Origin of the sequence: Aeromonas sp. S19(2024) (assembly GCF_041402625.1) — a bacterium.
GTDB classification, from domain to species: domain Bacteria; phylum Pseudomonadota; class Gammaproteobacteria; order Enterobacterales; family Aeromonadaceae; genus Aeromonas; species Aeromonas caviae.
On sequence record NZ_JBGLQU010000008.1, the window covers coordinates 35768 to 58400 of the forward strand.

A 22633-nucleotide genomic window follows, 5' to 3' on the forward strand; every position below is an offset into this window, starting at 1 on the left:
AGTGTGCGCGGGATCATATCATTGAAACGTACTTTCTGCGGGATCTTGAACAATGCGCTGAAACGATTCAGTCTGAGTGTAAGTGAAACGATTCAGCTTGTCAGTAACGGATGATTATCTGCACTTGGAAATGGGTTCCGGCTCACCAAAGCGAGAGATCACCGTCTATTGTCAGCAGGCAAGTTACCCGAAAATCGAGTTGAGTTGAGCCGGTACGCCGCGAGGTGAAGCCGGACCTGATGGAGAATCTCTATGTTGAAGTTGGCGCGACAGCAAATCCTGCTGGGACAATCGGTGACGACCAAGGCGGACGCCATCGCCCTGCTGGCAAGCAAACTGACCGACGCCGGTCTGGTTGAAGCAGGTTACGTGGACGGCATGCTGGCGCGGGAAGCGCAGCACGCCACCTATCTTGGCAGCGGTATCGCCATTCCCCACGGCACCACGGACACCCGTCATCTGGTGAAGAGCACCGGCGTCATGGTGGCCCAGTTCCCCCACGGCATCGAGTGGGACGAGGGGCAGATTGCCTACGTCGCCATCGGCATCGCCGCCAAGTCCGACGAGCACCTGGGGATCTTGCGCCAGCTCACCCACGTGCTGGGTGACGAGCAGGCTGCAGCCCAGCTCAAGGGGGCGACCGACGAAGAGACCATCATCAATATCCTGACTGGCGCGACTGCCGCCAAAGAGGTGCAATACCTGACCCTGGCGGACTTCCCGGCCGACGACCAGGACCAGTTGCTGCTGGGGGCTGCGGCCCGCGCCAAATCCGCAGGCTGGGGAGACGCCGCCATGGTGAGCGCCCTCCTGGCCAGCCAGCCTGTTCACCTGGGGGAGGGCATCTGGCTGGCCCGTGCGCAAGCGGCCCAGACCGGTTGGGTGCTGGCCACACCGAGCACCCCGCTGAACGTCGGTGAATTGCCGGTCAGCGCCCTGCTGCTGCTGTGCGCCGCAGATAGCGGCCATCTGCCGCAACTCGAGAATCTGGCCAAGCTGGCCGCAGCCGGCCAACTGGCCACCCTTTCTGGCAGCGATGGTCTTGCCATGTTGCAGGCGGGTCCGGCGAGCGGGCTGTCCGAGACCTTCACCATCATCAACCCCCACGGTCTGCACGCCCGTCCGGGCGCCATGCTGGTCAAGGTGGCCAAGGAGTATGAATCCGACATCCGCGTCGCCAACCTCGATGGCAGCGGTGAAGCCGTCTCTGCCAAGAGCCTGATGAAGGTGATCGGGCTTGGGGTCAAGTGCGGTCATCGTCTGGCGTTTCGCGCCGAAGGAGCGGATGCCGAAGCAGCCCTCAAGGGCATTGGCGAAGCCATTGCCGCGGGTCTTGGCGAGGGGGCGCACTGATGGACATAGTGACCATCACCCTTAACCCTGCGCTCGATCTCACCACCCGTCTGGAGGCCATGCACCCTGGCGAGGTCAATCTGGTGAGCGAGGCCAACTTGCGCGCCGCGGGCAAGGGGATCAACGTCGCCATGGTCTTGAAAGATCTCGGCCGTGACGTAGGCCTGACCGGCTGGCTCGGCGAGGGCAACCAGCAGAGCTTCGTCTCCCTGTTCGAGGAGCGTGCTCTTGCCGATCACTTCGTGCGCGTGGCGGGCGACACCCGGATCAACGTCAAGATCTCCGAACAATCCGGCCGGGTGACCGATCTCAATCTGCCGGGACTCGCCGTGCAGGAAGGTGATGTCAGCGCCCTGGAGGCGGCGCTGGAGCGACTGGCTCCCCACACCGACTGGTTCGTGCTGGCGGGCAGCCTGCCCAAAGGGGTGGCCCCCGATTACTGCGCGCGCCTCATTCGCCTGCTCAAGGCCAAGGGCAAGCAGGTGATCTTCGATTGCAGCGGCGCGGCGTTGAGCGAAGGGATCAAGGCGGCGCCGACCCTGGTCAAACCCAACCTGGAAGAGCTGAGCCAGTGGGCGGGTCGCCCCGTGAAGACCCTGAGCGAGCAGGCCGAGTGCGCCCGCGCGCTGCAGGCAAGCGGGATCCCCAACGTGGTGATCTCCAATGGTGCCGACGGCCTCATCTGGTTTGCACCGGATGCCACCTGGCAGGCGATTCCGCCGCGCATGGAGGTGGTCAGCACCGTGGGTGCCGGCGACTCCCTGGTGGCGGGCCTGGTCCATGGCATGAGCCTGGACTGGACGCCGGAGCAGACCCTGCGGCTGGCCACCGCCGTCTCGGCACTGGCGGTGAGCCAGGTCGCGGTCGGCTTCAACGATATCAATGTGCTCAAACCGTTACTCGAGCAGGTGCGCGTACAGCGTCTGGATGATCTGGCACCGACTCAACCCCAACCCCATTTGATGGCTAACTCAGGAGATGCCCAATGAAAGCAATTCTGGTTACGGCTTGCCCGGCGGGCATTGCCACCAGCTTTCTCGCTGCAAAACGGATAGAACAGCAGGCCAAACTGGCTGGCTGGGAGCTCACCCTCGACGTCGACTCCAGCGTGCAGCCCCGTCAGGTTCCCTCGAAAGAGCAGATTGCCGCCGCCGACCTGGTGCTGGTCGTTGCCAGCGCACCGGTGGATCTGGCCGCCTATGACGGCAAGTCGCTCTATCGGGGCGACATGGATCTGGCGCTCCAGGATCCCGCTGCCCTGCTGGAAACCGCGCGAAGCGGTGCCAGCGTCTATCGCCATGAGGCGGCACCTGTGGTTGCCAAACCGGCCAGCGGTGCCAAGCGCATCGTGGCGGTGACGGCCTGCCCGACCGGGGTGGCCCACACCTTCATGTCGGCCGAGGCCCTGGAGACCATGGCCAAGCAGCTGGGTCACCAGATCCGCGTCGAAACCCAGGGCTCGGTCGGTGCCCAGAATACCTTGACGGCGGACGAGATTGCCGCCGCCGATCTGGTGTTCCTCGCCACTGACATCGAGGTGGACATGGCGCGCTTTGACGGCAAGCCGGTCTATCGCACCAGCACGGGGGCTGCCCTGAAGAAAACCCGGGCCGAGCTCGACAAGGCCTGGACCGAGGCGAAGATCTATCGCCACAGCGGCGCGGCCGCGGTCAAGAAAGAGGAGAAGGCGGGCCCCTACAAGCACCTGCTGACCGGCGTCTCCTTCATGCTGCCCATGGTGGTGGCGGGGGGCCTTATCATCGCGCTCTCCTTCATCTTCGGCATTGAAGCGTTCAAGGAAGAGGGGACGCTGGCCGCGGCCCTGATGAAGATCGGTGGCGGCTCCGCCTTCGCCCTGATGATCCCGGTGCTGGCAGGCTACATCGCCTACTCCATCGCCGACCGTCCGGGTCTGGCGCCCGGCATGATCGCCGGTATGCTGGCAAGCTCGCTCGGCGCCGGTTTCCTTGGCGGCATCGTCGGCGGCTTCCTCGCCGGTTACAGCGCCAAGTTCCTGAGCGACAAGGTGCGCCTGCCGGTCACCCTGGAAGCCCTCAAGCCCATCCTCATCATTCCGCTCTTTGCCAGCCTGTTCACCGGTCTGGTGATGATCTACGTGGTGGGTGGCCCGGTGGCGGGCATCATGAACGCCATGACCGAGTTCCTCAACAACATGGGCTCTGCCAACGCCGTGCTGCTGGGTGTCATCATCGGCGCCATGATGTGCTTCGACATGGGTGGCCCGGTCAACAAGGCGGCTTATGCTTTCGGTGTCGGCCTGCTCGCCTCCAAGACCTATGCCCCCATGGCAGCGGTCATGGCCGCCGGCATGGTGCCTGCACTGGGGATGGGGATCGCGACCTTCCTGGCCAGCAGAAAGTTCATCAAGGCGGAGCAGGAAGCGGGCAAGGCCTCCTTCGTGCTGGGTCTGTGCTTCATCTCCGAGGGGGCCATCCCGTTTGCCGCCAAGGATCCCATGCGTGTCATCCCGGCCTGCATGGCGGGCGGCGCCCTGACCGGTGCGCTCTCCATGCTGTTCGGCTGCGAGCTGGTGGCACCCCACGGTGGTCTGTTCGTGCTCTTCATCCCGAACGCCATCAGCCATGTGATGATGTACATCCTGGCGATCGCGGCCGGTTCTCTGGTGACCGGGGTGGCCTACGCCATGCTCAAGCGTGGCGAGGAGCAGGCCAAGCTGGCGACCGCCTGAGAGCGTCACGGCGTGACACACCCTTCATGACAAGGCGGCCCTGGGGCCGCCTTTCTTGTTGAGGGGAGGGGCAACGTGGGATTTAAAAATCCCAGCCCGGCGGGGGCGGCGGATCGGCCGCCTCTGCGGCCTGCGCCTTGCGGCGAGCGGCCTCGACCCTGGCCTTGCGGCTGCGGCACAGGCGCATCACCTCCTGCTGCTGGGCAGGGGTCATGGCAAGCCAGTTGAAACGCTCCTCGCGACTTCGCAGGCATCCCTTGCAATACCCCTTGTTGTTCAGTTCGCAGACCCCGACACAGGGGCTCTGGAGCGGGAAGATTTCGAGCTGTTCCATCCATGACCTCTCACACCTTGTCACCTTGTTATAACCCAGAAGATCACGGCAGGAGAAATCCGTCGTCAGGGGCGTGAAGGCGTTTGCTTTCCCCGGGCAATTTTGGCATCTTCCCCGCCGTGCAAGACACTCGGTGTTATATGAGGACATATGAATAGACATGCGTACTGGTTGGCCGCCGCCGTGGTGGGGCTGGCCGGTTGTGCGGGCAACCCTGAACCGGTCAAGGTGCCCCAGAAGAAGGCGGAATCCGGATGTTTTCTGAACTGCGAGATCCCTGTGAATCTGGGCAAGCAGTATCTGGATGGTGCCCTGCCGGGGGATCTGGTGCGGGTGGAGCGGGTCAACAGCCGCGCCCGCGCCGATTACAGCAAGTTCGGTCCCCAGAGCCGGATGGTGATGGAACGCTCCGGCCGCATGGCGAGCCGCTATGGGGAGCTCTACCGTCAGCTCTCACGCTGGGTCGCCAATGGGGGCAATCCCGCCCATATCACCCAGTACGGCATCAGCCTGGCGCAGCTTGGCGGTGCCGACCGCATGGGCAACGTGCTCTTCACCGGCTACTACTCGCCGGTGCTGGAGGTGCGCCATCGCCCGGACGCCCAGTACAAGTATCCCATCTATGCCATGCCCAACTGCGGCGGCCGCTGCCCGAGCCGGGCCGAGATCCACCGGGGGGCGCTGGCCAACCGGGGGCTGGAGCTGGGCTACAGCAAGTCCCTCATCGACAACTTCCTGATGGACGTGCAGGGTTCCGGCTTCGTTCACTACGGCGATGACGACCGGTTGCAGTACCTCGGTTACAGCGGCAAGAACGGCCACGGCTATGTCAGCATTGGCCGGGTGCTCATCGACCGTGGCGAAGTGCCCAAGGAGCAGATGTCCATGAAGGCCATCAAGGAGTGGGCCAATCGTCAGCCGGAGGAGAGCGTGAAGGAGCTGGTGGAGCAGAACCCCTCCTATGTCTTCTTCGAGCGCCGTCCCACCAATGACGTGGTGGGGGCTGCCGGCATTCCGCTCTTGCCCATGGCGGCGGTGGCTGCCGACAAGACCCTGCTGCCGATGGGCACCCCCATCCTCGCGGAAGTGCCGCTGCTGGACAAAGCAGGCAACTGGACCGGCAAGCACCAGCTGCGCCTGCTGATTGCGCTGGATGTGGGGGGCGCGGTGAAGAAGGGGCACCTCGATCTCTACCACGGCATGGGGGAGAAAGCAGGTGTCGCGGCCGGTCATTACAAGCACTTTGGCCGGGTCTGGAAGCTGGGTCTGCACCACGGGCCGACTGCCGCTCCCTGGTTGTAATGCCCCCGGGTTGTAATGTAAGAGGGGCCATGGCCCCTCATTTCCCTCAAGAGACGGGAGATTCCCATGAAAAAAGCCGCCGGAGCAATCCGGCGGCTTTTTGTTTGCAGGGCAGATCTGGCGACAAGGGCCGTCAGCCCTTTCGGATATCGAGCTTGATGGCGCCCACCGGCTGGCAGCAGCAGGGGAGGCACTCCCCCTGGGAGACAAAGGCGAGCGGGACGGCGGCGTAGTGCACCTTGCCCGCCAGCAGCGGGGTGCGGCAGGCGCCGCAATAGCCGCTGCGGCACTGGAACTCCACGTGATGGCCGTGGCGCTCCAGGGTCTCCAGCACGCTCTCGCCGGGATGGGGGTGCAGCACACCGTCCAGGGTCTGTACCTGGGGGGCTTGCCCCTCCGGTGCCGTGGTGGCGGTATGCAGGGGCGCGTTCAGGGTGGCGGTGGCGTCACTCACGGACGTCGCTCTCCCGTATCATGGTCTGCCAGCAGAGGTCGCCTTGCATCACAGCTCGAAGTCACCCAGATCGTCGGCGTGCACTTCACTGTCTATCTGACCCACCAGATAGGAGCTTACTTCCACTTCCTGGGGCGCCACCTGCACGTTGTCGGAGGAGAGCCAGGTGTTGATCCAGGGGATGGGGTTCTGCTTGGTGCCGGCAAAGGCCGGTTGCAGGCCGACGGCCGCCATGCGCAGGTTGGTGATGTATTCCACGTACTGGCAGAGGATGTCCTTGTTCAGGCCGATCATGGAGCCGTCCTGGAACAGGTACTCGGCCCACTCCTTCTCCTGCAGGGCTGCTTCCTTGAACAGCTCGAAGCAGGCCTGCTCGCACTCGACGGCGATCTCCGCCATCTCGGGGTCGTCGTTGCCACTGCGCATCAGGTTCAGCATGTGCTGGGTGCCGGTCAGGTGCAGCGCTTCGTCACGGGCGATCATCTTGATGATCTTGGCATTGCCCTCCATCAGCTCGCGCTCGGCGAAGGCGAAGGAGCAGGCGAAGCTCACGTAGAAGCGGATTGCTTCGAGGGCGTTGACGCTCATCAGGCACAGGTAGAGCTTCTTCTTGAGCTCCCGCAGGCTGATAGTGACTTCGCGATCCCCGATCCGGTGGGTCCCCTCACCGTGCAGGTGATAGACGGAGGTGGCCTCGATGAGATCGTCATAGAAGTGGCTGATGGAGCCGGCGCGCTTCAAGATCTGCTCGTTGGTCACGATGTCGTCGAACACCTGGCCCGGGTTGTTGACGATGTTGCGGATGATGTGGGTGTAGGAGCGAGAGTGGATGGTCTCGGAGAAGGCCCAGGTCTCGATCCAGGTCTCCAGCTCCGGGATGGAGACCAGGGGCAGCAGGGCCACGTTGGGGCTGCGGCCCTGAATGGAATCCAGCAGGGTCTGGTACTTCAGGTTGGAGATGAAGATGTGCTGCTCGTGGGGCGGCAGAGCCTGGAAGTCGATGCGGTCGTGGGAGACGTCCACCTCTTCCGGGCGCCAGAAGAAGGAGAGCTGCTTCTCGATCAGCCGCTCGAAGATGTCGTGCTTTTGCTGATCATAACGGGCCACGTTGACCGACTGGCCGAAGAACATCGGCTCCTTGAGCTGATCGTTTTGGGTCTGGCAAAAAGTAGAGTAAGCCATGGTTCGAATGCCGTGAAATAGGGAAAACAGGAGGGCGGGAGCTTGATGCTCCCGCCCGGTTTATCAGTGCGTTTCGCGGTTAGATCTTGCAAGCCCCGCCAGCGCAGCCGTCATCTTGCAGATCGGTCTGGGTGTCGTCGGCACCATCACGGGTGTTGTGATAGTAGAGGGTCTTGAGACCGTATTTGTAGGCGGTCAGCAAGTCTTTGAGCAACTGCTTCATCGGCACCTTGTTGCCTTCGAAGCGGGCCGGGTCGTAGTTGGTGTTGGCGGAGATCGCCTGATCCACGAACTTCTGCATGATGCCGACCAGCTGCAGGTAACCGTCGACGCTCGGCTGTTTCCACAGCAGCTCGTACTGATCCTTCAGGCGATGATACTCCGGCACCACCTGCTTGAGGATGCCATCCTTGGAGGCTTTCACCGACACCAGGCCGCGGGGCGGCTCGATGCCGTTGGTGGCGTTGGAGATCTGGCTGGAGGTCTCGCTCGGCATCAGGGCGGTCAGGGTGGAGTTGCGCAGACCCACGGTCTTGATCTCTTCGCGCAAGGTTTCCCAGTCCAGGTGCAGGGGTTCATTGCACAGGGTGTCCAGATCCTTTTTATAGGTATCGATGGGCAGGATACCCTGGGCATAGGTGGTCTCGTTGAAGGCCGGGCAGGGACCGAACTCGCGGGCCAGTTGCACGGAGGCTTTCAGCAGGTAGTACTGGATCGCCTCGAAGGTGCGGTGGGTCAGGGCCAGACCGGAACCATCGGAGTAGCGGGCACCGTTTTTCGCCAGGTAGTAGGCGTAGTTGATGACGCCGATCCCCAGAGTACGGCGGTTCATGCTGCCCTTCTTGGCTGCCTTGAGCGGGTAGTCCTGATAGTCGAGCAGGGCGTCCAGAGCGCGCACGGCCAGTTCGGCCATCTCTTCCAGATCTTCCAGCTTCTCGATGGCGCCCAGGTTGAAGGCGGAGAGAGTGCACAGGGCAATCTCGCCATCCTCGTCATCCACGTTGTTGAGCGGCTTGGTGGGCAGCGCAATCTCGAGGCAGAGGTTGGACTGGCGCACCGGTGCCACGCTCGGGTCGAACGGGCTGTGGGTGTTGCAGTGATCCACGTTCTGGATGTAGATGCGACCGGTACCGGCGCGCTCCTGCATCATCAGGGAGAAGAGATCCACCGCCTTCAGGGTCTTCTTGCGAATGGCCGGATCCTGCTCGTACTTGACGTAGAGCGCTTCAAACTTGTCCTGGTCCGCGAAGAAGGCGTCATAGAGGCCAGGTGCATCGGACGGGGAGAACAAGGTGATATCGCCGCCCTTGATGAGGCGCTGGTACATCAGCTTGTTGATCTGCACGCCGTAGTCCATGTGACGGACCCGGTTCTCTTCCACGCCGCGGTTGTTCTTCAGTACCAGCAGGCTCTCCACCTCGGTGTGCCACAGCGGGTAGAACAGGGTGGCCGCACCGCCGCGCACGCCGCCCTGGGAGCAGCACTTCACCGCAGTCTGGAAGTATTTGTAGAAGGGGATGCAGCCGGTGTGGAAGGCTTCGCCGCCACGGATGGGGCTGCCCAGACCACGGATGCGACCAGCGTTGATGCCGATGCCGGCGCGCTGGGAAACGTAGCGCACGATGGCGCTGGCGGTGGCATTGATGGAATCCAGGCTGTCGTCGCACTCGATCAGCACGCAGGAGCTGAACTGACGGGTCGGGGTGCGCACGCCGCTCATGATCGGGGTCGGCAGCGAGATCTTGAAGGTCGAGACCGCATCATAGAAGCGCTTGATGTAGTCCAGACGGGTATCTTTCGGATACTTGGAGAAGAGGCAGGCCGCTACCAGGATGTAGAGGAACTGCGGGCTCTCGTAGATCTCGCCGGTGACGCGGTTCTGTACCAGGTACTTGCCTTCGAGCTGCTTGACCGCCGCGTAGGAGAAGTCCATGTCGCGCCAGTGATCGAGGTAGCCGTTCAGCTCCTCAAATTCCGCCTGGGTGTAGTCTTCCAGCAGGTGCTTGTCGTACTTGCCCATGTCCACCAGTCTGGCGACGTGCTGATACAGGTGGGGCGGCTCGAACTGGCCGTAGGCCTTCTTGCGCAGGTGGAAGATGGCCAGACGGGCAGCCATGTACTGGTAGTCCGGGCTTTGCTCGGAGATGAGGTCAGCAGCAGCCTTGATGATGGTCTCGTGGATGTCGGCGGTACGGATACCGTCATAGAACTGGATGTGGGACTTGAGCTCCACCTGGGAGACCGACACGTTGTCGAGCTTCTCGGCAGCCCAGTCGAGCACACGGTGAATTTTATCCAGATCGATGGGTTCTTTGTGTCCGTTACGCTTCGTCACAAACAAGTTCATTGGCTGATGACCCCTTTCATTGATACCTGCCGGTATCGGTTGATTCCCGAAAAGCCATCGCACAATGGCGCAACCCGGCTCCGTCTGTCGAGGGAAACTGGGCAGGGATTGTGCGATGAATCACAAGATGTAGTGTTATTTTTAATGCGAACTACAAGATAGTGAGGTCGATGCGGTAATGCAATCTGTGGATAACGCATTAGCTGTGGATAAATTGTGGGTGTCGGGACGGGAGTTAGTGGACGCTCACAGCGAACGGGTTTTCATGCGTCCGATCCGTCAAATGCAAGTCCGGCGATCGAAGATGGAAAATTAAAATAACTTTTTTTGCTTGCGAAAGCAGGGTGTTTTTACTAGCAAATCCGGCCTGCTCATCCCTTGTGCAATCAGGGTCAAAAGGTGTCCTGTTACGCCGTTCGGGGGGTTGCCAAGCCTGTAAAAAGAGGGATCGTCCGGGATCCCTCTGGTGTGCTGCGGGGGGAGCTGTGCGCCGGGGCCGATGCTCGCACTGCCATCGGGACATCATCAAAGTTGCCCCGCAGATCCACCTCTATCCGGATGCCTTGTCGGTCATGGGCAATGAACGTGTCAGCTCAGCTCGTAACGCAGCCAGTGGTGCAGGGCCTGCACGGTATCAAAGTGAAGATCGGCGCCCCAGAGGGCGGGATCCTCGTCATCATTGAGATAACCCCAGCCAGCCACCGCGGTACGCATGCCGGCATTGCGGCCAGCCTCGATGTCGCGCACGTGATCCCCCACATAGAGACACTGGCTGGCCGCGATGCCGAGGCGTTCGCAGGCAAAGAACATGGGGGCGGGGTCGGGCTTGCGCACCGGCAGGGTGTCGGCGCTCACGGTCACGCCGCAACTGGCGAGTTCGGGCAGGGCTGCCAGGAGCGGTTCGGTGAGAAAACCCGGCTTGTTGGTGACAATGCCCCAGGGCAGCTTTTTCTCGTCGAGCCACTCGATGAGATCCACCATGCCTTCATAGGGGCGGGTGCCGACGCAGAGGTTGGCGGCGTAGTAGTCGAGCAGGGCGGTGCGAAGGCGGGTGGCCCCCAGCTCCTCCAGCAGCTCGTCCCCAAGACCGGCCCTGAGCAGCCCGAGGGCCCCGTGGGAGGTGGTCTGGCGGATGATGTCGTCAGAGAGCGGAGCAAAGCCTTCGCTTATCAGCACGTGATTGACGGCGGCGCCAAGGTCTGGGGCGGTGTCGAGCAGGGTGCCGTCCAGATCAAACAGCACGCAGCCAAGGGGCATCGGGTGAGGTGTGCTCATCAGCCTTGCTCCGGGCGCTCGAACGCCACCATGTAGTTGACGTCGACATTCTTGCCGAGCTTGAAGCTGTTGGAGAGCGGGGCGTAGTGAACGCCACTCATGTCCCGCACCAGCAGGCCCGCCGCTTCCCCCATGCGACAGAGTTCGGCGGGAGTGATGAACTTCTTGTGATCGTGAGTGCCCTTGGGGACCATCTTCAACAGGTACTCGGCCCCGAGGATCATCATCAGATAGGCTTTGGGGTTGCGGTTGATGGTGGAGACGAACACCTTGCCCCCCGGCCGCACCAGGGTGGCGATGGCGCGCAGCACCGAGGCCGGGTCCGGCACGTGCTCCAGCATCTCCATGCAGGTAACCACGTCATACTGGCCAGGCGCTTCATCGGCGTGGGCTTCGGCTGTGATCTGGCGGTACTCGAGCTCCACACCTTGTTCCAGCGCGTGCAGGCGGGCGACGCCGAGGGGTTCCTTGCCCATGTCGATGCCGGTGACCCGGGCCCCCCGGCGGGCCATGCTCTCGGAGAGGATGCCGCCACCGCAGCCGATGTCGAGCACGCGCTTGCCAAACAGGCCGCCGCTCTTGTCGGTGATCCAGTCAAGGCGCACCGGGTTGATTTGATGCAGCGGCTTGAATTCGCCCTCCATGTCCCACCAGCGGGAGGCGATGGCTTCAAATTTGGCGATTTCTGTCAGATCGACATTGGCATCACTATTCATGTTTTGATGATCCTGTGGCAAGGCGCGCAGCGGGCTGGGCGCGCGCAATCTATTGTCCTGGCGCGCATTATAACGGACCGACCTCGTCGCACCAGCCCGATGTGCTCATCGGATTTGTGGCTTAATGTATTTGGCTCAGTGTGTTACCATGTCGCGCTGTTTAAGCCAAAGAACAACTAATTAGGGATTAAGGCTTTCTATGAGCGATCTGGCCAGAGAGATCACGCCGGTCAACATCGAAGAAGAGCTCAAGAGTTCCTATCTGGATTACGCCATGAGCGTGATCGTAGGACGAGCTCTGCCGGATGTGCGTGATGGCTTGAAACCGGTTCACCGCCGCGTTCTGTATGCAATGAACGAGCTGGGGAACGACTGGAACAAGCCCTACAAGAAATCGGCCCGTGTGGTCGGTGACGTAATCGGTAAATATCACCCGCACGGCGACAGCGCCGTGTATGACACCATCGTCCGCATGGCGCAGGATTTCTCCATGCGCTACATGCTGGTCGACGGTCAGGGCAACTTCGGTTCGGTGGACGGCGACAACGCCGCGGCCATGCGTTACACCGAAGTGCGGATGGCGCGCATCTCCCACGAGCTGCTGGCCGATCTGGACAAAGAGACCGTGGACTGGGTGCCGAACTACGACGGCACCGAGATGATCCCGGCTGTCATGCCCACCAAGGTCCCCACCTTGCTGGTCAACGGCTCCTCCGGTATCGCGGTGGGCATGGCGACCAACATCCCGCCTCACAACCTCACCGAGATTGTCAACGGCTGCCTGGCGCTGATCGAAAACGGCGACCTCACCATTGACGAGCTGATGACCCATGTCACCGGCCCGGATTTCCCCACCGGCGGCATCATCAACGGTCGTTCCGGCATCGTGCAGGCGTACCGTACCGGTCGCGGCTCCGTCTATGTGCGGGCCAAGGCTGAAGTGGAGGTGGACGAGAAGACCAGTCGCGAGACCATCATCGTCCACGAGATCCCCTATCAGGTGAACAAGGCTCGCCTGATCGAGAAGATCGCCGAGCTGGTCAAAGAGAAGAAGATCGAGGGCATCAGCGCCCTGCGCGATGAGTCCGACAAGGACGGCATGCGCATCGTCATCGAGATCAAGCGCGGCGAGTCCGGCGAGATTGTGCTGAACAATCTCTACAAACACACCCAGATGCAGACCACGTTCGGCATCAACATGGTGGCGCTGGACAACAACCAGCCCAAGGTGATGAACCTCAAAGAGATCCTGGATGCGTTCCTGCTGCACCGCCGTGAAGTGGTGACCCGCCGGACCGTGTTCGAGCTGCGCAAGGCGCGGGATCGGGCGCACATTCTGGAAGGGTTGGCGGTGGCATTGGCCAACATCGACCCCATCATCGAGCTCATTCGCCACAGTGCGACCCCGGCGGATGCGAAAGCCGCCCTGGTAGCCAAGGGCTGGGAGCTCGGCAACGTGGCCGCCATGCTGGAAAAAGCGGGCGACGACGCGGCGCGGCCCGAGTGGCTGGAGCCTGAGTTCGGCATCCGTGAAGGGCAGTACTTCCTGACCGAGATCCAGGCCCAGGCCATCCTTGATCTGCGTCTGCACAAGCTGACCGGCCTCGAGCACGAGAAGATCCTGGAAGAGTACCAATCTCTGCTGGATCTCATCGCCGAGCTGCTGCACATCCTGGCAAGCCCGGAACGCCTGATGGAAGTGATCCGTGACGAGCTGCTGGCCGTGCGCGAGCAGTACGGCGACGAGCGTCGCACCGAGATCAGCATGTCCAGTGCCGAGATCAACATCGAAGATCTGATCACCCCGGAAGACGTGGTCGTTACCTTGTCTCACCAGGGCTATGTGAAGTATCAGCCGCTCTCCGACTACGAGGCCCAACGCCGCGGTGGTCGTGGCAAGTCGGCCACCCGGATCAAGGAAGAGGACTTTGTGGAGCGTCTGCTGGTGGCCAACACCCACGACACCATTCTGTGCTTCTCCACCCGTGGCAAGGTCTACTGGCTCAAGGTGTATCAGCTGCCGGAAGCGTCCCGTGGCGCCCGCGGTCGTCCGATCATCAACCTGCTGCCGCTGGATGAGGGTGAGCGCATCACCGCCATCCTGCCGGTGAAAGAATATGACGCCGACAAGTATGTCTTCTTCGCCACCGCCAACGGCACCGTGAAGAAGACCAGCCTGTCTGACTTCAGCCGTCCGCTCTCCTCCGGTATCCGTGCCATCAACCTCAAAGAGGGTGATGAGCTGATCGGGGTGGACATCACCGATGGCAGCAACGAGATCATGCTGTTCTCCGATGCGGGCAAGGTGGTTCGCTTCGCGGAAGGCAGCGGTCGCGCCGATGCCGATGCCACTGACGAAGTCGACACCGACGACGACGCCGGCAACGATGATGATGGCAGTGACAACGGCGAAGGCACCGAAAGCAAGGGCACCTTCAAGGGCGTACGTCCCATGGGTCGTACCGCTGCCGGTGTGCGCGGCATCAAGCTGGGCGCCGGTGACAAGGTGGTCTCCCTCATCGTGCCCCGTGGCGATGGTGCCATCCTCACCGCCACCGAGAACGGCTACGGCAAGCGCACCGCGCTGGACGAGTACCCGACCAAGAGCCGGGGTACCCAGGGCGTCATCTCCATCAAGGTGGATGAGCGCAACGGCAAGGTGATCGATGCGATCCAGGTCGAAGATACCGACCAGATCATGCTGATCACCAACGGCGGTACCCTGGTTCGTACCCGGGTGTCCGAGGTGAGCGTCATCGGCCGCAACACCGGCGGTGTGCGTCTGATCCGTACCGGTGAAGACGAGACCGTGGTCGGCCTGCAGCGTGTTGCCGAGAGCGATGAAGAGGAAACCGAGGCCCTGGCTGTTGAAGGGGAGGTGTCTGAAGGCACCGACACCGCAGCGGACGCTGGCGCCGTCGATACCGGGGAGGCGAGCGACGAGTAATCGTCCCCCTTTGTCCGGTGCAAAAGAGCGACCTTGATGGTCGCTCTTTTTTTGTCCGCCTCACCGCAGGCTCTCCCCGTCCTTGTGCTTGCCCAGCAGCTCTCTTCTCTGGTGCCCGGCTCCGTCTGCCGTGCATGCAGCCCTGCCTGCCACGGCGTCATATTCCTGATATGCAGGGTTGACCCCATCGCATCAACATGATTCCTTCACTCGGCTGTCATGGCCCTGTCATGACTGCCAGCCATGCTGCCTGCGTTGAATGAGGCCACCACAGAGGCAGGCATCGCTTGCCAGGAGCACTGTTATGACGAGCTGGGTAATGTGGGAGATCTGGTGGAGCCGGATGTGGGGAGGGCAGGAGAAGGCGCGCCTTAGGGTGGATGAGGAGGAGGTGGCGCACGAGCCATCACGCCTGCCTGCGGAGCTGATTGCACAGCGCCATCCAGCGGGGAGCTGCCCGCCGAGACCACGGGGCTGACGGCGCTCAGAACAGACGCAACTGCTCGCCCGGGCGGATGAAGGCGGCTGTATTGAGTGCTACATGGCGCTTGCCCAGTTGCAGCCGCCTGCTGATCAGGCGAAAGCGCTGGGCGAGCAGGTCGGCAAACTGTCCTTCACCTCGCATGCGGCTGCCAAAGGTGGCGCTGTTGAGTGCGCCACCCCGGCTTGCCCGCAGCTGGTTGAGGATCGCCTCTTTCTGGCCGGGATAGTGCGTATCGAGCCAGTCGCAAAAGAGGGTGGTGAGCTCGTGGGGCAATCGCAGCAAGATGTAATCCGCACAGCCCGCCCCGGCGTCGACGGCGGCCTTGATGATCTGTTCCAGTTCAGGCTCGTTGAGCCTGGGGATCATGGGGGCGGCGAGCACGCCGACCGGCACACCGGCCTTGGCCAGTCGTTCGATCACCTTGATCCGCCCAACCCCCGTGCTGGCCCTGGGCTCCAGCTGTCGCCTCAGCGTCTCATTGAGGGTGGTGACCGACACCATCACCTGGCATAACCCTTCCCGGGCCAGCTCGGTCAGCAGATCGAGGTCGCGCAGGATCATGGCGCTCTTGGTGATGAGCCCTACCGGATGGCGATGAGCCAGCATCACCGTCAGGAGTTCGCGAGTCAGGCGATAGTGGTGCTCGATGGGTTGATAGGGATCGGTATTGGCCCCCAGCACGATGGTTTGTGGCTGATAGGCTGGCTTGGCAAACTCCCGTCGCAGCAGCTCGGCAGCATTGATTTTGGCAAACAGCTTGCTCTCGAAATCCAGCCCGGGGGAGAGCTCAAGGTAGGCGTGGCTGGGTCTGGCATAGCAGTAGATGCAGCCATGCTCGCACCCCTGATAGGGATTGATGGAGCGACCGAAGGGAAGATCCGGCGAATCGTTGTAGCTGATGATGCTGCGGGCGCTGATCTCCGTCACCTCGGTGCGGGGAGCGCTGGCGGCAAATGCCGCGTCCCAGTCGCTCTGACTCCAGCCGTCGTCAACAGGTTCGATTTGCGGGCCGCTGAAGCGGTGCTCGACATTGTGGTTCGCGCCTCGTCCTGCCATCACATCACCAATGCACTGTTTATATATACAGTTATTTTGCTGTGTAGCCCGTCAAACTGCAAGTTCGCAAAGAGCGACCCCATGAAAGAGGGTGAACCCAGGTGATCTCCTGCTTGATCTGTTGCTACATTTCGTTTACATAGACGAAATGCGAACCAGATCACGGAAAATGTCATGCAACCTACTATCGCCCGCTGGCTCTTCATCGCCCTCATTGCGCTGGTCATCTGGCGTCTGAGCCCGCTCTCCACTGAGCAGGAGCTGGCGGCGGCCAACCGCGCCTGGCGGACAGGGCACTTTGATGAGGCGACCCGGATCTGGACGCCGCTGGCGGAGCAGGGCCAGCCACGGGCACAGGCGCTGATGGGTTGGAGCCATGAAGTGGGGCAGGGGAGCGAGCAGGATATGGATCGCGCCATCCGACTCTATCGTCAGGCTGCGCAGGCGGGGGACGCTTTCGGCCAGTATCGGCTGGGAGAGGTCTATCTGCGCGGGGCCGGGGTGAAGCGGGATCTGCATGAGGCGTTTCGCTGGATGGAGCTGGCAGCCAGGAACGGTGATGTGCCCGCCATGCTGAAGGTGGGCATCCTGCACCTGATGGGGGTCAACGGGCGGGTTGAACTGGCCGAGGCGAAGCAGTGGCTCTATCAGGCCTCGCAAAAGGGCAACAAGATGGCACTCCAGGTGTTGCAGGAGATGGCGCTGGCCGAGGAGGGGCGCAGCGCCTTCGATTTCAATGGCCACTCTTTTCTGAACGCCAGCTAGGGATCAACGGCTGGCGGTGACTTTGCCGGGCGTCACGTCGGTGACATAGAGGGTACTGCGCTCGGCACTGTGGACGATGCTGCATACCTCCCGCTTGCAGCCATCGCCCAGGATCACCAGCTCACCGATATGGACGGGACAGTGAGTCGTGAGAAGGTGATCCGGATGAACCAGCTTTTCTGCATGCTCCGGAAATGAAATGTCGTAGGTGTACATCATGCTCTCCTTGCTTTGGCTGACGCCTCAATCTGGTACAGGGTATGGCAGCAGAAGGGCGCCCTCGCAAGTAGGACAGGTTGACACCCGCGCTTAGACGGTATGCAAAATCGCCAAGACAGCTTGTCTGGGTTGTCGCGTCTGATACAATCCCCCGCTGTACCTCTCAATGGATGGCCTTGCACACGCCATATGGTGTGCCACTGCCGTGTACCAACCGTATTGTGAACGGTGAAACTCGGGAGTGAACAGCTGGACATGAAAGGGTTTCTCCAACCTGCATGTGGCCTTTGGTAGGGGTCACCACTGTATAAGGAAACACCTAATGCCAATCATTACTCTGCCTGACGGCAGCCAACGTCAATTTGCCCACGCCGTTTCCGTTATGGATGTGGCCGCGGACATCGGTCCCGGTCTCGCCAAGGCGTGCATTGCCGGTCGGGTAAACGGTGAACTGGTGGATGCCTGCGAGCTGATCGAAGCCGATGCCTCCCTGGCCATCATCACCGCCAAAGACGAAGAAGGTCTGGACATTCTGCGCCACTCCTGTGCTCACCTGCTGGGTCATGCCATCAAGCAACTCTGGCCCCAGACCAAGATGGCCATCGGTCCCGTCATCGACAACGGTTTCTACTACGACATCGATCTCGACCGCACCCTGACCGACGAAGATCTGGCTGCCCTGGAAGAGCGCATGCTGGCGCTGGCCGCCAAGGATTACGACGTCATCAAGAAGAAGGTCTCCTGGCAGGAAGCGCGCGACGTGTTCGAAGCCCGTGGCGAGACCTACAAGGTCGAGATCCTGGATCAGAACATTGCCCGTGATGACCAGCCCGGTCTGTATCATCACGAAGAGTACATCGACATGTGTCGCGGCCCGCACGTGCCCAACATGCGTCATTGCCACCACTTCAAGTTGCAGAAGATGTCCGGCGCCTACTGGCGCGGCGACTCCAACAACAAGATGCTGCAGCGCATCTACGGCACCGCCTGGGCCGACAAGAAGCAGCTCAAGGCCTATCTGCAGCGTCTGGAAGAGGCCGCCAAGCGCGACCACCGCAAGATCGGCAAGCAGCTCGACCTGTACCACATGCAGGAAGAAGCGCCGGGCATGGTGTTCTGGCACAACGACGGCTGGACCATTTTCCGCGAGCTGGAAACCTTCATCCGTGGCAAGCTCAAAGAGTACGACTATCAGGAAGTGAAAGGCCCCTTCATGATGGATCGCGTGCTGTGGGAGCGTTCAGGTCACTGGGAGAAATACGCCCAGGCCATGTTCACCACCCAGTCCGAAAACCGCGAGTACGCCATCAAGCCGATGAACTGCCCGGGTCACGTGCAGATTTTCAACCAGGGTCTGAAATCCTACCGCGATCTGCCGTTGCGCATGGCCGAGTTCGGCTCCTGCCACCGCAACGAGCCGTCAGGCTCCCTGCACGGCCTGATGCGGGTACGGGGTTTCACCCAGGATGACGCCCACATCTTCTGTACCGAAGAGCAGATCATGGAAGAGGTGTCTGCGTGCATCCGCATGGTCTATGACGTCTACGGTACCTTCGGTTTCGAAAACATCGTGGTCAAGCTCTCGACCCGTCCGGAGCAGCGTATCGGCTCCGACGAAGCCTGGGATCGTGCCGAGGCCGCGCTGGCCGAGGCGTTGGAACTCAACGGCCTGAAGTACGACCTGCAACCGGGCGAGGGGGCTTTCTACGGTCCCAAGATCGAGTTCACCCTGCACGATTGCCTTGATCGTGCCTGGCAGTGTGGTACCGTGCAGCTCGACTTTGCCCTGCCGGGCCGTCTTGGCGCCACCTATGTGGGCGAAGACAACGAGCGCCACATCCCCGTGATGATCCACCGCGCCATTCTGGGCTCGCTGGAGCGCTTCATCGGGATCCTGACGGAAGAGTACGCCGGTCTGTTCCCGACCTGGCTGGCTCCGACCCAGGCCGTGGTCATGAATATCACGGATAACCAGGCCGATTATGCGGTGAAAGTTGCCAAGGCATTGAATGATGCGGGCCTTCGCGCAAAAGCGGACTTGAGAAATGAGAAGATTGGCTTTAAAATCCGCGAGCATACTTTGAAGCGAGTACCCTTCATGCTGGTCTGCGGCGACAAAGAAGTAGAAGCCGGCAAGATTGCAGTGCGTACTCGTAAAGGGGCTGACCTGGGCTCTTATCCTGTTGAAGAGCTGATTGCTCTGTTGACCCAGGAAGTTCAGACCCGCGGACAAAAGAAAGTGGAGGAATAAGCTATAAAAGGCGGAAAAAAACTGGGCAAGCAACCGCAAGCCCGCGCTCACCGGATCAATGAAGAGATCCGTCTGAAAGAAGTTCGTCTGACTGGTCTGGATGGTGAAGCCATTGGCATCACCTCCATCCAGGATGCCCTGAACTTGGCCCTTGAGGCCGGAGTGGATCTGGTCGAGATCAGTCCGAACGCTGAGCCGCCCGTTTGCCGGATCATGGATTACGGCAAATTCCTCTACGAAAAGAGCAAGACCACCAAAGAACAGAAGAAAAAGCAGAAAGTCGTCCAGGTCAAGGAAATCAAATTCCGTCCTGGCACAGACGAAGGCGACTATCAGGTAAAACTACGCAACCTGGTTCGCTTTCTGGAAGACGGGGACAAGGCAAAGGTCACTCTGCGCTTCCGTGGTCGTGAAATGGCCCACCAGGATCTTGGTATCAAGGTTCTCGAGCGCGTCAAGAACGATCTGGAAGAGCTGGCCGTAGTCGAATCGTTCCCGAAAGTCGAAGGCCGTCAAGCTGTGATGGTCCTCGCACCCAAGAAGAAATCTTAAGGCCCACAAGAAATTGACTCATGGGGCTGGCCCCATGAGTCGGTTCGCCTTGCGATTTTGTTGTCACTCACAATGCGGAGTATGAAATGCCGAAGATGAAAACCAACCGGGGCGCCGCAAAGCGCTTCAAGAAGACTGGCTCAGGTCGCTTCAAGTGCAAGCACAACCACCTGCGTCACATCCTGACCAAGAAGAGCAGCAAGCGTAAGCGTCAGCTGGGACCGAAGTTCTTTGTTTCCGCTGCCGACCACAAACGTGTTGTCGCTTGTCTGCCGTACGCATAAGGGGGGATGTGAAAAATGCCAAGAGTTAAACGTGGTGTGACCGCTCGCGCTCGTCACAAGAAAGTAATGAAAGCCGCCAAGGGTTACTACGGCGCCCGTTCCCGTGTCTACCGCGTAGCGGTACAAGCGGTAACCAAAGCTGGTCAGTATGCCTACCGTGACCGTCGCCAGAAGAAGCGTCAGTTCCGTCAACTGTGGATTGCACGTATCAACGCTGCAGCCCGTCAGAACGGCCTGTCCTACAGCCGTCTGATCGACGGTCTGAAGAAGGCTTCCATCGAGATCGATCGCAAGATCCTGTCCGATATCGCCGTTCACGACAAGCTGGCTTTCACCGCCCTGGTTGAAAAAGCTAAAGCAGCTCTGGTCTAATCCAGCTCTGTTATAAAAATAAAGGAGGCTCAGGCCTCCTTTTTTGTATCTGTAATTAGCTGTTTTATATGGATTTTTTGTTTTTAGTGTCCACATATTGCCCCATTTATTTGACTCGATGTCATCGGAGCCTGAGAGCCTGGTGGACGCATTGGCGGAAGGGGGGGGCACAGCCAGAATGGCCATGTTGCCTCGCTGACTCGTGATGTGTACTATGTACACCATGATGAATGCTCAGAGTGAGTGATGCGTGAGTCACGCGATTGAATTTATTGAGACGTCTATCTTCACCAGACAGATAAAAGCCTTAGCGACAGACGATGAGCTCAGAGCACTGCAAGTCGAGCTGATTGCCCAGCCAGAGAAAGGCGACTTGATCCAAGGTACTGGTGGCTTGCGAAAAGTTCGCATGGCAACAGGCCAGCAAGGGAAAAGCGGTAGTGCCAGGGTGATCTACTTCTTGGCAACCGTAGAGACGATTTACCTGGTACTGGCGTATGCGAAGAGTGAGAAAGAGAGTCTCACTGCTGCAGAAAAGGCAGAGCTGAAAAAATTGACCACGTTACTGAAAGGGGAGGTTTGATATGAACATGTTTGACGAACTGAAGGCTTCCCTGGAAGAGGCTGTCGAGATCAAGCAGGGTCGCGTAGAGCCTGCTGCACGGACCAAATACGAGGTCGCTGACGTCAAGGCCATCCGCCTGGCCCTCAAGGTATCGCAACAGGAGTTTGCTCAAGCACTGGGAACGAGTGTGGATACGGTCAAAAGCTGGGAAACCCGACGCCGCAATCCAACGGGATTGGCTGCCAAAGTGTTGGGGCTTATCCAGGATAAGCCAGACCTTTTTCGTGAGTTGGCGGCTCACTGACTTGGGTACCACGCAACTAGAAGAAGGCTCCATATATTGGGGCCTTCTTTTTGGTCAGCTGTTGAAGGACATAAAGAATCATCACTTTTTTGAGCTGTGTTATTTCTCTTTGCTGCTTTCTTTCGACGATTTATCTGGGGTGTCTTTGGGGACCATCCAAGTCACCTGTTCGACCTGATCGTGGCGCACGAGCTGAACTAATCCCCCTTTTAAGAGATAGGCACAGTGGACGGTATTGCACATGAGGCGGATATGTGGAATTTGATCTAGAAGAGGAGAATGAACTGTTGTGGTTTCCTTTGCAGTCAACTGACCGCGTTCTAACCTCTCTGCTTGTTCAGTGGCAGCCACTTTGCCCTCGCTGAAGCTATACATTACAAGTAAGAAAACAAGTAGCGACGGCACCACCAAAATCGCAAATCGGTCATAGATGATCTTAAACCAAGTAAACAAGAAGAAAAATCTTGGAGTAGGTACGCTCACTCTTCTACGGAGCATCTTTCGGAGTCTTATCTTTTGAGTTCTAGAAAGTGGCAATGTGCAGCGATGACAAAACCACGCTAATGCCAGACGTAGCTCAATCCAGAGGTACCACACTATAAACAAGAGCATTGCGAAGATAATGTAATCACCCGCAGGCCAGACATACACCCTGATAGCATCAAGCAACTGAAAATAACCCCAAGCTAGGGTGTAATCAGCAGGCCATGGAAATTCCAACGGATCCAGTCCATTAACAAAGCATTCGCCAAGGTGATACGCCATTCCGGTTATGTAGATCCCTGCGGTAATGAGCGGGATAGCTGCGAATATTATCGTCAGAAAGTCTGCTATCCTGGCTTGTGGTTCATCTGGTTGCGGTGACTGTCTCAAATGTTTAAGGTGCTGCCTTAACCAGCGCCAGCGTACCCAGTTAATCTCTTTTCTCTTCTTCATGTGTCCCTACGTAAGACATTGTGAGCTTCAAACATGTCCATCATTGTACCGTTCCTATGACGGATGAAAATGTGTGTGAGCGATTGGAATATATGGCGCGAGTCTTCAATTTTTCAGTTTCCAAAACATAACGGGGATCACTTAACCATATAAAAAAAATGGTTTTTAGTCATTTAGAAGTAAACCGACAGATCCTGCCCGATCATTCAAACAGTCACGAAAAGT

22 protein-coding genes are annotated in these 22633 nt (G+C 59.8%); 13 read left to right on the forward strand and 9 right to left on the reverse strand.

Translation table 11 applies throughout. The annotated features are described in order from the left end of the window. Window positions 1-252: 252 nt before the first annotated feature. From fruB to fruA, 3 genes are read left to right on the forward strand one after another with little or no spacing between them, the layout of a single operon-like run. The gene (fruB, locus tag ACB037_RS15595; RefSeq protein ID WP_010674822.1) at window positions 253-1353 is read left to right on the forward strand and encodes a fused PTS fructose transporter subunit IIA/HPr protein; all 1101 of its coding nucleotides are present in this window, start codon (window positions 253-255) and stop codon (window positions 1351-1353) included. Next, window positions 1353-2342, forward strand: a complete 990-nt coding sequence (gene pfkB / locus ACB037_RS15600) for a 1-phosphofructokinase (RefSeq protein WP_128314079.1) — start codon at window positions 1353-1355, stop codon at window positions 2340-2342. The genes fruB and pfkB overlap by 1 nt, the downstream gene beginning before the upstream one ends. Then, window positions 2339-4063 carry a PTS fructose transporter subunit IIBC gene (gene fruA / locus ACB037_RS15605; protein ID WP_371175546.1) on the forward strand — a complete coding sequence of 575 codons (1725 nt, stop codon included), beginning with the start codon at window positions 2339-2341 and terminating at the stop codon, window positions 4061-4063. The genes pfkB and fruA overlap by 4 nt, the downstream gene beginning before the upstream one ends. A gap of 82 nt (window positions 4064-4145) precedes the next feature. Here fruA and ACB037_RS15610 read toward each other — a convergent pair whose 3' ends face one another. Further along, window positions 4146-4397 carry a DUF1289 domain-containing protein gene (locus ACB037_RS15610; protein WP_039040754.1) on the reverse strand — a complete coding sequence of 84 codons (252 nt, stop codon included), beginning with the start codon at window positions 4395-4397 and terminating at the stop codon, window positions 4146-4148. A 150-nt stretch (window positions 4398-4547) separates the two neighbouring features. On the opposite strand from ACB037_RS15610, the gene mltA reads away from it, so the two are divergent. Beyond that, window positions 4548-5699: a murein transglycosylase A gene (mltA, locus tag ACB037_RS15615; protein ID WP_042863900.1), complete on the forward strand. Its 1152-nt coding sequence runs from the start codon at window positions 4548-4550 to the stop codon at window positions 5697-5699. Window positions 5700-5832: 133 nt separating this feature from the next. On the opposite strand, the gene yfaE is transcribed toward mltA, so the two are convergent. From yfaE to ubiG, 5 genes are all read right to left on the reverse strand, one after another. Beyond that, complete coding sequence (gene yfaE, locus ACB037_RS15620; RefSeq protein WP_042863899.1) at window positions 5833-6153, reverse strand: class I ribonucleotide reductase maintenance protein YfaE; 321 nt, start codon at window positions 6151-6153, stop codon at window positions 5833-5835. A 48-nt stretch (window positions 6154-6201) separates the two neighbouring features. Continuing rightward, window positions 6202-7335, reverse strand: coding sequence for a class Ia ribonucleoside-diphosphate reductase subunit beta (gene nrdB / locus ACB037_RS15625; RefSeq protein WP_042017109.1), 1134 nt, complete (start codon window positions 7333-7335; stop codon window positions 6202-6204). A 79-nt stretch (window positions 7336-7414) separates the two neighbouring features. Beyond that, window positions 7415-9682, reverse strand: a complete 2268-nt coding sequence (nrdA, locus tag ACB037_RS15630) for a class 1a ribonucleoside-diphosphate reductase subunit alpha (RefSeq protein WP_010674815.1) — start codon at window positions 9680-9682, stop codon at window positions 7415-7417. 588 nt (window positions 9683-10270) lie between these two features. Continuing rightward, window positions 10271-10957 carry an HAD family hydrolase gene (locus ACB037_RS15635; protein ID WP_029314563.1) on the reverse strand — a complete coding sequence of 229 codons (687 nt, stop codon included), beginning with the start codon at window positions 10955-10957 and terminating at the stop codon, window positions 10271-10273. Next, window positions 10957-11673 (reverse strand): bifunctional 2-polyprenyl-6-hydroxyphenol methylase/3-demethylubiquinol 3-O-methyltransferase UbiG, encoded by a 717-nt coding sequence (ubiG, locus tag ACB037_RS15640; RefSeq protein ID WP_043155501.1) that lies wholly within the window; start codon window positions 11671-11673, stop codon window positions 10957-10959. Before ubiG ends, ACB037_RS15635 begins: the two co-directional genes overlap by 1 nt. 199 nt (window positions 11674-11872) lie before the next feature. Between ubiG and gyrA the strand changes: the two genes are divergently transcribed. Together gyrA and ACB037_RS15650 are read left to right on the forward strand one after the other, a co-directional pair. Next, the gene (gene gyrA / locus ACB037_RS15645; RefSeq protein ID WP_042017103.1) at window positions 11873-14620 is read left to right on the forward strand and encodes a DNA topoisomerase (ATP-hydrolyzing) subunit A; all 2748 of its coding nucleotides are present in this window, start codon (window positions 11873-11875) and stop codon (window positions 14618-14620) included. Window positions 14621-14924: 304 nt separating this feature from the next. After that, window positions 14925-15098, forward strand: a complete 174-nt coding sequence (locus tag ACB037_RS15650; protein ID WP_164882096.1) for a hypothetical protein — start codon at window positions 14925-14927, stop codon at window positions 15096-15098. Between the two features lie 6 nt (window positions 15099-15104). Here ACB037_RS15650 and ACB037_RS15655 read toward each other — a convergent pair whose 3' ends face one another. Next, window positions 15105-16160, reverse strand: a complete 1056-nt coding sequence (locus ACB037_RS15655) for a PA0069 family radical SAM protein (protein WP_268452479.1) — start codon at window positions 16158-16160, stop codon at window positions 15105-15107. 174 nt (window positions 16161-16334) lie between these two features. Between ACB037_RS15655 and ACB037_RS15660 the strand changes: the two genes are divergently transcribed. Then, a complete protein-coding gene (locus ACB037_RS15660) occupies window positions 16335-16925 on the forward strand; it encodes a tetratricopeptide repeat protein (RefSeq protein WP_371175547.1) in 591 nt (196 codons plus the stop codon). Between the two features lie 3 nt (window positions 16926-16928). Here ACB037_RS15660 and ACB037_RS15665 read toward each other — a convergent pair whose 3' ends face one another. After that, window positions 16929-17141, reverse strand: a complete 213-nt coding sequence (locus tag ACB037_RS15665; RefSeq protein ID WP_045524900.1) for a hypothetical protein — start codon at window positions 17139-17141, stop codon at window positions 16929-16931. A 325-nt stretch (window positions 17142-17466) separates the two neighbouring features. Between ACB037_RS15665 and thrS the strand changes: the two genes are divergently transcribed. The 6 genes from thrS to nadS all read left to right on the forward strand — a co-directional run bounded on the left by thrS (window position 17467) and on the right by nadS (window position 21472). Next, entirely contained in the window at window positions 17467-19395 is a 1929-nt protein-coding gene (gene thrS, locus ACB037_RS15670; protein ID WP_010674801.1) for a threonine--tRNA ligase, read from the forward strand. A 21-nt stretch (window positions 19396-19416) separates the two neighbouring features. Then, window positions 19417-19947, forward strand: coding sequence for a translation initiation factor IF-3 (infC, locus tag ACB037_RS15675; RefSeq protein WP_185219337.1), 531 nt, complete (start codon window positions 19417-19419; stop codon window positions 19945-19947). 86 nt (window positions 19948-20033) lie between these two features. After that, the gene (rpmI, locus tag ACB037_RS15680) at window positions 20034-20231 is read left to right on the forward strand and encodes a 50S ribosomal protein L35 (RefSeq protein ID WP_005300673.1); all 198 of its coding nucleotides are present in this window, start codon (window positions 20034-20036) and stop codon (window positions 20229-20231) included. 15 nt (window positions 20232-20246) lie between these two features. Further along, a complete protein-coding gene (gene rplT / locus ACB037_RS15685) occupies window positions 20247-20603 on the forward strand; it encodes a 50S ribosomal protein L20 (RefSeq protein WP_010674800.1) in 357 nt (118 codons plus the stop codon). Between the two features lie 250 nt (window positions 20604-20853). After that, window positions 20854-21186 (forward strand): type II toxin-antitoxin system RelE/ParE family toxin, encoded by a 333-nt coding sequence (locus ACB037_RS15690; RefSeq protein ID WP_113995678.1) that lies wholly within the window; start codon window positions 20854-20856, stop codon window positions 21184-21186. Between the two features lies 1 nt (window position 21187). Further along, on the forward strand, window positions 21188-21472 hold the full coding sequence (gene nadS / locus ACB037_RS15695; protein ID WP_113995677.1) for a NadS family protein: 285 nt from the start codon (window positions 21188-21190) through the stop codon (window positions 21470-21472). Between the two features lie 99 nt (window positions 21473-21571). Here nadS and ACB037_RS15700 read toward each other — a convergent pair whose 3' ends face one another. Continuing rightward, a complete protein-coding gene (locus ACB037_RS15700; RefSeq protein ID WP_371175548.1) occupies window positions 21572-22408 on the reverse strand; it encodes a hypothetical protein in 837 nt (278 codons plus the stop codon). Window positions 22409-22633 lie beyond the last annotated feature (225 nt).

Coding starts and splice junctions, on each gene's coding strand:
- fruB (WP_010674822.1), top strand. CDS start 253: ATGTTGAAGTTGGCGCGACAGCAAATCCTGCTGGGACAATCGGTGACG.
- pfkB (WP_128314079.1), top strand. CDS start 1,353: ATGGACATAGTGACCATCACCCTTAACCCTGCGCTCGATCTCACCACC.
- fruA (WP_371175546.1), top strand. CDS start 2,339: ATGAAAGCAATTCTGGTTACGGCTTGCCCGGCGGGCATTGCCACCAGC.
- ACB037_RS15610 (WP_039040754.1), bottom strand. CDS start 4,397: ATGGAACAGCTCGAAATCTTCCCGCTCCAGAGCCCCTGTGTCGGGGTC.
- mltA (WP_042863900.1), top strand. CDS start 4,548: ATGAATAGACATGCGTACTGGTTGGCCGCCGCCGTGGTGGGGCTGGCC.
- nrdB (WP_042017109.1), bottom strand. CDS start 7,335: ATGGCTTACTCTACTTTTTGCCAGACCCAAAACGATCAGCTCAAGGAG.
- nrdA (WP_010674815.1), bottom strand. CDS start 9,682: ATGAACTTGTTTGTGACGAAGCGTAACGGACACAAAGAACCCATCGAT.
- ACB037_RS15635 (WP_029314563.1), bottom strand. CDS start 10,957: ATGAGCACACCTCACCCGATGCCCCTTGGCTGCGTGCTGTTTGATCTG.
- ubiG (WP_043155501.1), bottom strand. CDS start 11,673: ATGAATAGTGATGCCAATGTCGATCTGACAGAAATCGCCAAATTTGAA.
- gyrA (WP_042017103.1), top strand. CDS start 11,873: ATGAGCGATCTGGCCAGAGAGATCACGCCGGTCAACATCGAAGAAGAG.
- ACB037_RS15650 (WP_164882096.1), top strand. CDS start 14,925: ATGACGAGCTGGGTAATGTGGGAGATCTGGTGGAGCCGGATGTGGGGA.
- ACB037_RS15655 (WP_268452479.1), bottom strand. CDS start 16,160: ATGGCAGGACGAGGCGCGAACCACAATGTCGAGCACCGCTTCAGCGGC.
- ACB037_RS15660 (WP_371175547.1), top strand. CDS start 16,335: ATGCAACCTACTATCGCCCGCTGGCTCTTCATCGCCCTCATTGCGCTG.
- ACB037_RS15665 (WP_045524900.1), bottom strand. CDS start 17,141: ATGTACACCTACGACATTTCATTTCCGGAGCATGCAGAAAAGCTGGTT.
- thrS (WP_010674801.1), top strand. CDS start 17,467: ATGCCAATCATTACTCTGCCTGACGGCAGCCAACGTCAATTTGCCCAC.
- rpmI (WP_005300673.1), top strand. CDS start 20,034: ATGCCGAAGATGAAAACCAACCGGGGCGCCGCAAAGCGCTTCAAGAAG.
- rplT (WP_010674800.1), top strand. CDS start 20,247: ATGCCAAGAGTTAAACGTGGTGTGACCGCTCGCGCTCGTCACAAGAAA.
- nadS (WP_113995677.1), top strand. CDS start 21,188: ATGAACATGTTTGACGAACTGAAGGCTTCCCTGGAAGAGGCTGTCGAG.
- ACB037_RS15700 (WP_371175548.1), bottom strand. CDS start 22,408: ATGAAGAAGAGAAAAGAGATTAACTGGGTACGCTGGCGCTGGTTAAGG.